Here is a 10630-nt window from a genome sequence, read left to right as displayed (position 1 = left end):
CCACCGTGCCCCGGGCATGCGTTCGGCCCCGGTCCTGGAGGTGACCGGGGCCGAACGGTTCAGGAGGGGGCGCTCCCGCGGAGGTCAGTCGGCGTAGACGCCGAACTCCAGCAGCGAGTACCCCCACGGCGTGCCGCGCTCGGTGCCCAGCACCCGCACGTAGCGGCCGGTGCCGTCGACCTCGGCGGTGTCGACCGCGCCGGTGCCGCCGGTCACCGCGTGCAGCGTCGTCCAGTTCTGGCCGTCCTCGGACACCTGCACCTCGTAGGCGCGGGCGAAGGCGGTCTCCCAGAACACCTGGACGGTGTGGAAGGACCGGCTCGACCCCAGGTCCACCTGGAGCCACTGGGGGTCGCTCCAGTCACTGGCCCAGCGGGTCCCGGGGTCGCCGTCGGTGGCGTTGGACGGTGGGAACGGCGCCCCGTCGCCCACCTCCTGGAAGGAGGAGGCGGTGGTCGGCGCGCCCTGCGCCAGGTTCGTCCCGTCCACCCGCGGGGCCACGACCCGGATCGAGGTGGTCTCGATGCCGACGTTGCCCTGCCCGTCGCGCGAGTACAGGTACACCTTCCACACGCCGGGGCGGCCCGGGGCGGTGACGGTGTGGGTGCCGTCGCCGTTGTCGGTGTGCTCGGCGTCCACCAGCGACCCGTTCCCGTCCACGTAGTTGGCGCTGAACCGCACCTGCTGCGTGAGGGTGTCGCCGTCGGGGTCGGCGACGTCCGCGGACAGGGTGAACTCCCGCCCGGCGGGGACCGCGGTGCGGTCGCCCGCGACGGTCAGATCCGTGATGACCGGCGGGGTGTTGGCCGGGGCCCGCCCGCCGAACATCTCGGCGACGGAGTAGTAGGACAGGCGGCGCTCGCCGCCGGGCAGCAGGTTGAACCACACGCCCCCGAAGTCGTCCTCCAGGCCGTAGTGGAACATCGTGCCGCCCAGCGCGACGCCCTCGTGCGCCATCAAACAGTCCCAGGCGTCGCGGTAGCCGTCGCGCTTCTCGACGTCGGTGGGCTCGTCGGGGACGCCGTTGACGTCGTCGTCGACCTCCCACTCGCCGGCCGGTCCGCCCTCGGTGAGGATGTACGGGCGGTCGTAGCCCTCGCTCTCCCAGGTTTCCCGGATGTCGCAGACCGCCCCGTAGGAGTTGACGGCGAGCAGGTCCAGGTCGGGGGAGTGCTCCTGGTAGTAGGGCCAGGCCCCGGTCCAGGCGTCGGTGGAGGTCACCGGGTGGTCGGGGTCCAACGCCCGGATCTCCAGGGCGGCGTCGTTGACGAACTCGGCGTAGGCGGCCCGCTGGGCCTCCAGCTCCGCGCCCTCGAAGCAGTTGTCCATGCCGAGCAGGGACTCGTTGCCGACGTTCCACATGAGCACGCCGGGGTGGTCCTTGTAGGCGGCCACCCACTCGTTCATGAGGTAGAGCTGGTAGCCCTTGTAGTCGTGGTCGTTGATGTAGTCGACGCACCCGCCGCTGCCCGGTCCGCCGCCGGGCTGGAGCCAGAAGCCCATGATGACGCGGATCCCGTTGGCGGCGGCCGCGTCCAGCAGGGGAGCGGTGCTCGCGTCGGTGCCCCAGGTGCGCACGGTGTTGACGCCCATGGAGGCCAGGTCGGGCATGTACTCGGCGGCCCGGTCCATGGCCGGGCCCCAGGTCAGGCCCTGGACGGTGTAGGGGGAGCCGTCGACGGTCAGCTCCCAGTCGCCGTGGTCGCCGGTGACCTCGACGACGGAGGCGGCGGTCAGGGCGTTCCCGTTCGGGGCGGGGGCGCCGGGGAGGTCGGGTGCGGCCTGGGCCGCCGTGGTCGTCAGCAGGGGTAGGGCGATCGCGAGGCCGGCGGCGGCCGCCAGCGTCGATCGTGTCGTCGGTGGCACGTGTGTTTCTCCTCGGTAGCGGGGGGAGCGGGCACAGGGGCCCTGGGAGAGCGCTCTCACACGAGAATGGGGGCCTCCGTAGCCCCATGTCAACGCCCCCAAACCGGCCGGAACACCCGCGGATCCCGTCCGGAACCGTGAAAGCCGAGGTGAACGCCGGATTTCAGGGGGATCACCCCGCCGGCATTTCCCGGACCCGAGGCGGCGCCCGGCCGTGCGGCGGAGGCCGAGCGCGCGGCGGGACCCGGCCGTGGTGCGGGGCCCGGCCGCCCGCTCAGGCCGAGTCGCGCACCACCAGGGTCGGTTCGAAGATCACCGAGGTCGGCCGCAGCCCCCGGTCGGCGACCCGCTCCAGCAGCAGCCGGGTCATCTCCGCGGCCATCTCCTCGATCGGGTGCCGCACCGTGGTCAGGGTGGGCCTGCTGGCCAGCGCCGCGCTGGAGTCGTCGAACCCGACCACCGCCACGTCCTCGGGCACCCGCCGCCCGTGTTCGCGCAGGACGTGCAGCGCACCCTGCGCCATCAGGTCGTTGGCGGCGAACACCCCGTCCAGCTCCGGCTCCCGCTCCAGCAGCAGCTCCATGGCCTTCTCCCCGCTCTCCTGGGTGAAGTTGCCCTCGGCGGACGGCACGTAGGGGTGCCCGTGGCGGGCCATCGCCTCGGTGAACCCGGACAGCCGCTCCCGGGCGGCGGGCACGTCCAGCGGACCGGTGATGGTGGCGACCCGCCGCCGCCCCCGTTCCACCAGGTGGTCGGCGGCCAGCCGGGCGCCGTCCCGGTGCGCCAGGTCCACGTAGCTCACCGGGACCGGCCGGGCCGGGCGGGCGAACAGCACCGTCGGCACCCCGGACTCCACCAGCCGCTCCGGCAGCGGGTCCCCGGCGTGGGTGGACACCACCACCGCGCCGTCGGCCAGGCCCCGGCCCAGCTGGGCGACCACCTGTTCCCGGTCCGCGGCGGAGTCGGCGAACATCAGCATCGGGTGCATCGACCGGGGGCGCAGGAACCCCACGACCCCCGCGGCCACCCGGCCGAAGAACGGGTCGCCCAGCAGGTGGCCGCCCGGGTCGTCGTCCTCCTCGCCCGCACCGGAGACCACCAGGGCGATCGTGTCGGTCCGGCGGGTGACCAGGGAGCGGGCCGCCCGGTTGGGGACGTAGCCGGTGGCGGCGATGGCCCGGCGCACCGTCTCCTGGATGGCGGGGTCCACGTTGCGGTGCGCGTTGATGACGCGGGACACCGTGGCGCGCGACACCCCGGCGGCCCGGGCGACGTCCTCAAGTGTGGGGGAGCCCGTGGTTGCTCGGTCGACCATGGTCGCAGTTATATCAGAGAGCGCTCTCGGAGACCGTGTCCCGGTTTCTCCTGGAACCCCTGTGACCAGGGGGATCCACGATCCCCGAGAGGCGTCTCACCGGCCCCGCCCGGGGCCTTCCGCGGCCGGCGGGGTGAACGTCATGGTCAGTGCCACGGCCAGCAGCGCGGTCCCGGCGACCACCCCGTACACGAACCCGTACCCGGTCAGGGCGGACGCGGTGAGCACCGCACCGGTCACCGCGATCAGCAGCGAGACGCCCAGCGACTCCGCCACCTGGAGAGCCGAACTGTTGCCGCCCTGCTCCCGGTCCGGGGACAGCTTGAGCACCAGCGCGCTCACCTGCGGATAGGCCAGGCCCATGCCCGTCCCCATCAGCACACAGCCGATCACCGTCACCCAGAGCGGCAGCACCCCGGTCACCAGGCCCAGCGCCGCCACCGGCCCGCACAGGGTCAGCAGCGCGGCCGCGCGCAGCGAGGCGGGCGAACCCGCGGGGACGTTCGGGCGCCCCTGGACCCAGGCGCCCAGCGCCCAGCCGAACGCCCCGATCGCCACCACCGCGCCCGACGCCACCGGGCTGAAGTCCAGCCGGTGTTGGAGGTACAGCGGCAGGTAGATGTCGGTGGCGGCGTTGGCCGCCCCGAGCACACCACGGAAGGCCACCAGCCGGGGGATGCCCGCGCGCGCCCGCAGCGTCCCGGCGGGCAGCAGCCGCGCGGCGGTGACCGCCGCGGCGGCCGTTCCCACCACCGTCCCCACCACGAGCCAGGGCGACTGCTGCTGCCCGGCCAGGTGCAGGCCCAGCACCGCGACGGCCGCCGCCACCGCCCACAGGCCCCGGCGGCCCACCGGGGAGCCGGCCGTGTCCGGGCGCGGGGCCGAGCGGGTCGCGTTCAGCAGCACCGCCAGGGAGAGCGCCGACCCGGCCAGCACCAGGGCGAACACCAGCCGCCAGTGCATCAGCTCCACCAGCGCACCGGTCACCAGCGGGCCCAGGATCGACGGCAGCAGCCAGGCCGCGGTCAGCAGCCCGAACATGCGCGGGCGTAGGTCCTCGGGGATGAACCGGGCGATGATCACGTACAGGACGACCGAGTCGATGCCGCCGCCCACCCCCTGCAACAGGCGGCCCAGGATGAAGACCGCCATGCCCGGGGCGACCGCGCACAGCGCGATGCCCATCAGGAACAGCACCGCGCCCGCGATCAGCGGGCGGCGCACCCCGCGCAGGTCGGCCCAGCGGCCGCCGACGGTCATCCCGATGAGTCCGGTGGTGGCGGTCGCGGCGAACGCCAGCGAGTACCACTGCTCCGCGTCCAGGCTGCGGGCGACGACCGGCATCGCGGTGGTGATGGCGAAGGCCTCGAAGGCGATGAAGGTCATCAGCCCGAACACCCCGGCCACCACGGGGCGGTAGGGGGCCGCCCACAGCCGCGCCCGCCCGGGCGTCCCGGCCTCGGCGGTCACGGTGCCGCCTCGCGGTCCGCCGCGCTCGTCGTCTCCACGTTCTCCTCCTCGCCGGGCACGGGTGCGCCCGGGAGAATTCCACAACCTCAACACGGGTCGAGGTCAAGTCGCGCCGGGGGTCCGCACCCGTGGTCGTTCCCTGGCCGGAAGCGGACATCGGGACCTTCGCCGTGTCCTCGGTCACCCCCGGATCCCTAGGATGGGCGGCGCGTGACGCACCGTGCGTCCGCGCACACGTTCCCGAGGGGGCCCACGCGTGTCGGAGTCACACCGCAACGAGGCATCGGAAACCTCGGGCACCGTTGTCCAAGTGCGCGACGTATACGGCAACGTGACCGTGGGGACGCTCCCTCCCCCGCCGCCGCCCCGCCGGCTCCCGCCCGCCGACATCCGGCACACCGACCGCGAGTCCGAGCTGCACGCGATCCAGGCCGCCGCGGCCGACGTGGTGCGCCGGGGGCGCGGCCGCCTCGTCCTGGTCGAGGGCCGGGCGGGCATCGGCAAGAGCGCCCTGCTCGTCGAGGCGGGCCACCTGGTGGGCGACCGCTTCCCCGACGGGGTGCTCCACCTCGACCTGGCGGCCTGGCGCGACGACAAGGGGGACATCGACCTGTCGGCCGCCCTGCGCGCGCTGCTGCACGCCTTCCACGTCGCCGACGCCGACACCGAGGCCTCCCTCGCGGACCTGCGCGATCGCCTGCGGGAGGTCACCGCCGACCGCAGGGTCCTGCTGCTCGTCGACGGCGCCCACGACGCGGGCGAACTCGACTTCTTCACCCCGGGCGGCGGCCCCAACCTCGTCGTCGCCGCCTGCGCCCCCGGATTCCACGGGACCGCCGACCTGGTCGCCCGCAACGCCGAGGTCATCGCCCTGGGCGGGCTCGCCGACGCCGACGGCCTGCGGCTGCTGGAGGAGTTCCCCTCCGTGGCGGCGCGCATGCGCGAGCGCGGCGGGGCCGAGGAGGCACGGCGCCTGGTGGAGCTGTGCGGCGGCCTGCCCGCGGCGCTGCGCATGGTCGCGGGACTGCTGGACACCCAGCGCGACGCCACACCGGGGCAGGTCATCGCCGCGGTCGAAGAGGTCCGCAGGCGCTCCCCGCGCCTGTCGGGCTTCGACGCCGTCACCGAGATCGTCCTGGACCGGCTGAGCCCGCAGGAGCGCTCACTGCTGGACCTGTTCTCCCTGCACGGCGGCCGGGCCGTTCCCCCCGGACTGGGCGAGGCGGACCTGGGCGACCGGTCCGCCGAGGTCCAGCGCGCCCTCGTCGCGGCCGGGATCCTCCACCGGGTGGGGGTGTCGGAGGTCGGCGTCGTGGAGACGGTCGGGGCCCGGGTCCGGTCCGGGATCGAACCCCGCAGCGGGCGCTGGCACGACCTGGTCGACACGGTCCTGCGCTTCTCCACGGCGGTGCACCACCGGGCCGACCGCGCGGCGCTGGGGGAGCGGTACCGCCTCGCGGACCGGATCGAGTCCTCCGTGGCCAGGCTCGCCCCGGCCGCCTACGTGGCGCCCTTCGCCGACAAGCGCGAGGCCTCCGACTGGCAGGACGCCCACCTGCGCGACATCCCCGTACTGATGGAGCTCGCGGCCCAGGCCGGACGCGAGCGGGACGCGCTGCTGCTCGCCGACGCGGCCTGGCCCACCTGCCACGGGCGCAGGCGGCTGGCCCTGGGCGAGGTCGTCTATGCGACCGCCCTCGAACTGGCCCGGGGGCTGGACGAGCCCGCCGCCGTGGTGCGCTGCGCCGTCTACCTGGCCCGGATCCGGATCGAACTCGGGCGGCCGGAACAGGCCGCGGCCCTCATCGCGGAGGCGGGCCGGGCGGCGCGGGACCGGCTGGACGAGGCCGTCGTCCTGGAGGCGCGCGGCGTGCTCAAGAGCCGCTTCCCCGACGCCGAGCCCGAGGACGCGGTGGAGCTGCTGACCCGCTCACGGGACATCCACCGCGACCTGGGCCGTCCGCGCGGCGACGCCCTGCAGACCTACCAGCTGGCCGAGCAGGCCCGCCGCCGCGGCGACCTGGAACGCGCCGAGGCCGAGCTGCGCGACGCCGACCGCACCGCCCGCCGACGCCTGGACCAGGTCGGGGCGCCTGGCGGGGACCGGTGGGCGGCGGACGACTGGAAGCTGATCCGGGCCCGCATCGACCTGGCCCTGGCCCGGGTTCTGGCGGAGACCGGCCGGGAGGACGAGGCCCGCACCCGGGCCCGGGATGCGACTCTGAGGTTCGGCGACGCCGCCGAACCCGTGCGCCTGATCGGCGCCCAGCGCTTCCTGGCGGACCTGGCCCTGCGGCAGGGCGACACCGAGCAGGCCCGGACGATCACCGAGGAGATCCGCGCCGTGGCGGAGGCCTACCACTTGGAGGACGAGGCCCACCGCGCCCGCTGGTTCCTGGAAGCGGAAAGCGGCGAGGGCCGGTCCTGACCCGGCCCTGTCCCGGCCCTGAGCCCAGCCGCCCGGCTTTGGTGCGCGGCGCCGATCGCCTTACGGGCTGCGCCGGGCCGAGGCGCCTGAGCCGCCCGGTTGCGGTCTGCGGCGCCGCTCGCGCACCTGCCTGAGCCGCCCGGCTTCGGCGCGCGGCGCCGCTTGTGCACCTGCGGTGCGCTGGAGCGTTCGGGCCGTCGAGTTTCCTCGGGTGACGCTGACCGCCGCTCGGGGAGTGCCGGGGTGTCCAGCCGCGGCTTTGGCGGGCGGCGCCGACCATGCATTGGGAGTGCTCGGCTTCGGCGGGTCGCGCCGGGGCCCCGCCGGTTCATGTGAGGCGGTGGCCAAACTTGATCTCCAGGTAGACAAGCTTGACTAGTGCTCATCAATTTTGACTACTCCTAATCAAACTTGACCAGTGGCTCGGGTGCGTGCTCGACGGGCGCCAGGGCTCAGGGCCGCTCCGGGGTGTCGGCCCCCAGAAAACAAAAATTGCGCGGGGGGGGGGTGCCCCTCAGGCGATGGGTGCGCCCGCCCACCTCCACGTGCACCTCCTCGTGCCACTCCCGCCAGGGGCGGCCTTGGCGGGACCACGCGACGGCGGCCGCGGCCAGCACGGCCGCGTCGGGCGCCTCACCGGCAGGCGCGCCGGGCGCTCCCCCGGCGGCGCGCACCCGCATGGCCGCGCCCGACCGGTGCAGTACCAGCGCGCCGTCGCCGACCGCCACCGCGGCCAGGGCGGCCTTGGGGTACCGCTTCAACCGCCCGTGCGCCCACTCCAGCGCCGGATCCTCCGCCGCGGACCGGCGCGCCGACCAGGCGTCCGCCGACTCCCACCGGGTCATGACCGCGTCCTCGGCGTCCACCACCAGCGCCCGCCCGACGGGACCGCGCACACCCGCCGGGAACCGGCGCAGCCGCAGCCCTCCGCCGACGGGCTCGGCCGCCACCCGCCACGCCGTCACGTCCCCGGCGGCCCGGGGCGGGCGGTCCGGGTCCGGCAGCGGCCGGTAGTGCGCGGGTCCGGCGGGCTCGGGCAGCTCCAGCAGCCCGTACACCAGCGACCGCAGCCGCGCCGCCGATCCGCCGGGGTGGGCGATCAGCAGGTCGCCGACCCCCATCGGGGCGGCCCGCAGCGCCTTGGCCACCTGCTCCTCCAGCGGCGGCGCCCCGGATTCGGTGTCCAGGCGGGGCATCACCGCGCCGAACACCGGCAGCGGCGACGCCGGGTCCAGGTCGGCGCCGTCGAACGCCGCCAGCAGCACCGGCCGCCCGATCGCCGCCGCGTAGTAGGTGGTGGACCCGGCGTCCCCGATCACCAGGTCGGCCGCGATCATCGCCGCCCGCCAGCCCTCGAACGGCGGGACCAGCACCAGCCCCGCCTCGACGTCGTCGGCGAACCACTGCTCGATCTCCCCGCGCCTGCGCGAGAACCACACGTTGGGGTGGGCCACCAGCGCCATCCGGTACTCGTCGTGCGGCAGCCCCGCCAGCAGCGCCCGCACGGTCTCGCGCTGCGCGCCCAGCAGGGATCCGGCGTTCCAGGTGGAGGACAGCACGACCAGCCGCCGGTCGCCCACCCCCAGCAGTTCCCGGTACCGGTCCCGGCGCCCCAGCGCGGCGAGCATCCGGTCGAACGCGGGGTCCCCCACCACCGCACCGCGCCCGGCCGCCGGGGGACAGGTGCGCGCCAGCCGCTCGACCTGTTCGGGATGGGAGAACGCCATCCGGGTCGGGACCACCCGGCCCTCGTGCAGCAGCTCGTCCGCGTCCAGCCCGGAGGCGTGCTCCAGGGACCCGGGCCGCTCGCCGACCTGCCGGTTGTGCCCGGCGCCGTGCGGCATCGTCAACAGCGGCATCGGCAGCCGGTGCAGCCCGCCCTTGGTGCTGGCGGCCAGCGCCAGCTGGTACCGGGTCGGCCGCAGCAGCGACTGCTCCCACGGCACCGGCGGATCGAACCCGGCGCCGCGCAGCATCTCCTCCAGCCCCGGCTCCGAGCGCGACCCCGGCGGCACAGTGAAGGCGACGCCCACCCGGTCGTCGAACAGGCCGCAGACGTCGAGCAGGCGCCCGGCCGCAGGAACGCTGCGTGCGACGGCCAGCACCTCGCGGTCGGGGGCGAAGGTCTGCCACGTGCGGGTCGGGGGTCTCACGGGCGGTGCGGTTCTCCGGGGCGTTCGGTGGGGCGGGGGTGAAAGCGGGGGCAGGGGGCGGGGCGGCCGGGACCGACCCAGCTTAGACCGTGCTCGCCGTCACCCACCGTGCTTGTGGACCTCAGCGGTCCCACCGCCCCCACCAGGCTCCGCCAGGCCCACTGGGCTCGTATGTCCCGCCGGGCCTACCGTGCTTGCGAGCCCCACCACCCCCACCAGGCTCCGCCAGGCCCACCGTGCCCGCCGCCCACTGTGCCCGCGTGCCCCACCGGGCCCGCCGTGCTCGCGGACCTCACCGGACCCACCGCTCCGAAAGGGCCCGCCAGGCCTGTCAGCCCCACCGGCCCCAACGGGCTCTGTCAGGTCCATCGGCCCCACCGGCACCGGGGCCGGGAACGCCGACGGCGCCCCGCGCCGTGGGGCGGGGCGCCGTCCGGCGGCGGCCCGGCCTCAGGCCAGGGCGTCCGCCAGGCGCGGGACCAGGGTGTCCACCGCGTAGGGGATGGACAGCACCGAGTTGTAGGTGATGGCGCCGCGCTGGTCGATGGTGGCGACGACCACCGCGTCCTCGCGCACCACGTCCAGGTCGGCGAAGACCGGCGCGGCCTCGACCACGTCGTAGTCCTCGTCGTCGCTCAGGACCAGCAGCACGTCGCCGTCCAGCCATTCGACGTTCTCGGCCGGCACCTCCACGAAGAAGCTCTCTCCGGTGTCCCGCCGGGTGATCTCCTCGGGGATCTCGAAGCCCAGCGACACCAGGAACTGGCCGCGGGCGTCCCCGGGCAGGTACGCGCCGAACTTCCCGTCGTAGGGCAGCACGACCCCGCCGACCAGGTCCGAGAACTCCGGGTGGTCGGCGCGGACCCGCGCCAGCAGCGCGTCGGTCTCGGCGTTGAGCTCCGCGCCCTTGTCCGGGACGCCCATCGCGGCGGCGATGGAGGCGGTGGCGTCCTCGCGCGGGACGGCGTAGGCCGCGGTCCCGGCGGGGCGCGCGAGCACGGGGGCGATCTGCGACAGGTTCTCGTAGGCGGCCTCGTCGAACCCGGAGGAGACGCCGACGATGAGGTCGGGCTCCAGGGTGGCGATCTGCTCGAAGTTGGGCTCGGCCTCGGACTCCAGCAGGGTCGTCTCCGCGTCTCCCACCAGTTCGCCGGTCCACGGGCCCAGCCCGTTCTCGAAGAACGGGTACCCGGTGTGGCCGACGGGGACCGCGCCCAGGGCCAGCACGGCGTCGGCGTCGGTGACGCCCAGGGTGACGATCCGCTCGGGCGCCTCGGTGAGGGTGGTCTCGCCGAACTCGTGCTCGATGGTGACCGGGAAGGCGCCCTCCTCGGCGGCGACCCCGCCGGAGCCGCCGTTGCCGGAGGCGCCTTCGGAGGCGGGGCCGGCGGGGTCGCC

6 protein-coding genes are annotated in these 10630 nt (G+C 75.1%); 1 reads left to right on the top strand and 5 read right to left on the bottom strand.

Going from position 1 to position 10630, the window contains the following annotated elements; translation table 11 throughout:
• Positions 1-84: 84 nt before the first annotated feature.
• From ACJOT3_RS26855 to ACJOT3_RS26845, 3 genes are all read right to left on the bottom strand, one after another.
• Complete coding sequence (locus ACJOT3_RS26855) at positions 85-1866, bottom strand: discoidin domain-containing protein (RefSeq protein ID WP_406975899.1); 1782 nt, start codon at positions 1864-1866, stop codon at positions 85-87.
• Positions 1867-2140: 274 nt separating this feature from the next.
• Positions 2141-3181 (bottom strand): LacI family DNA-binding transcriptional regulator, encoded by a 1041-nt coding sequence (locus ACJOT3_RS26850; protein ID WP_406975898.1) that lies wholly within the window; start codon positions 3179-3181, stop codon positions 2141-2143.
• A gap of 96 nt (positions 3182-3277) precedes the next feature.
• Positions 3278-4651 carry an MFS transporter gene (locus tag ACJOT3_RS26845; protein ID WP_406975897.1) on the bottom strand — a complete coding sequence of 458 codons (1374 nt, stop codon included), beginning with the start codon at positions 4649-4651 and terminating at the stop codon, positions 3278-3280.
• 310 nt (positions 4652-4961) lie between these two features.
• On the opposite strand from ACJOT3_RS26845, the gene ACJOT3_RS26840 reads away from it, so the two are divergent.
• Positions 4962-7079, top strand: coding sequence for an NB-ARC domain-containing protein (locus ACJOT3_RS26840; RefSeq protein WP_406975896.1), 2118 nt, complete (start codon positions 4962-4964; stop codon positions 7077-7079).
• Between the two features lie 452 nt (positions 7080-7531).
• On the opposite strand, the gene ACJOT3_RS26835 is transcribed toward ACJOT3_RS26840, so the two are convergent.
• Positions 7532-9232 carry a translation initiation factor IF-2 gene (locus ACJOT3_RS26835; protein WP_406975895.1) on the bottom strand — a complete coding sequence of 567 codons (1701 nt, stop codon included), beginning with the start codon at positions 9230-9232 and terminating at the stop codon, positions 7532-7534.
• A gap of 450 nt (positions 9233-9682) precedes the next feature.
• Positions 9683-10630 (bottom strand): iron-siderophore ABC transporter substrate-binding protein (locus tag ACJOT3_RS26830; protein WP_406975894.1); only part of this gene is annotated, 948 nt, incomplete at its 5' end.

The sequence above is a fragment of the Nocardiopsis protaetiae genome, from assembly GCF_045446735.1.
GTDB classification, from domain to species: Bacteria; Actinomycetota; Actinomycetes; order Streptosporangiales; family Streptosporangiaceae; genus Nocardiopsis; species Nocardiopsis protaetiae.
This window is presented reverse-complemented; position numbering and strand designations above follow the sequence as displayed.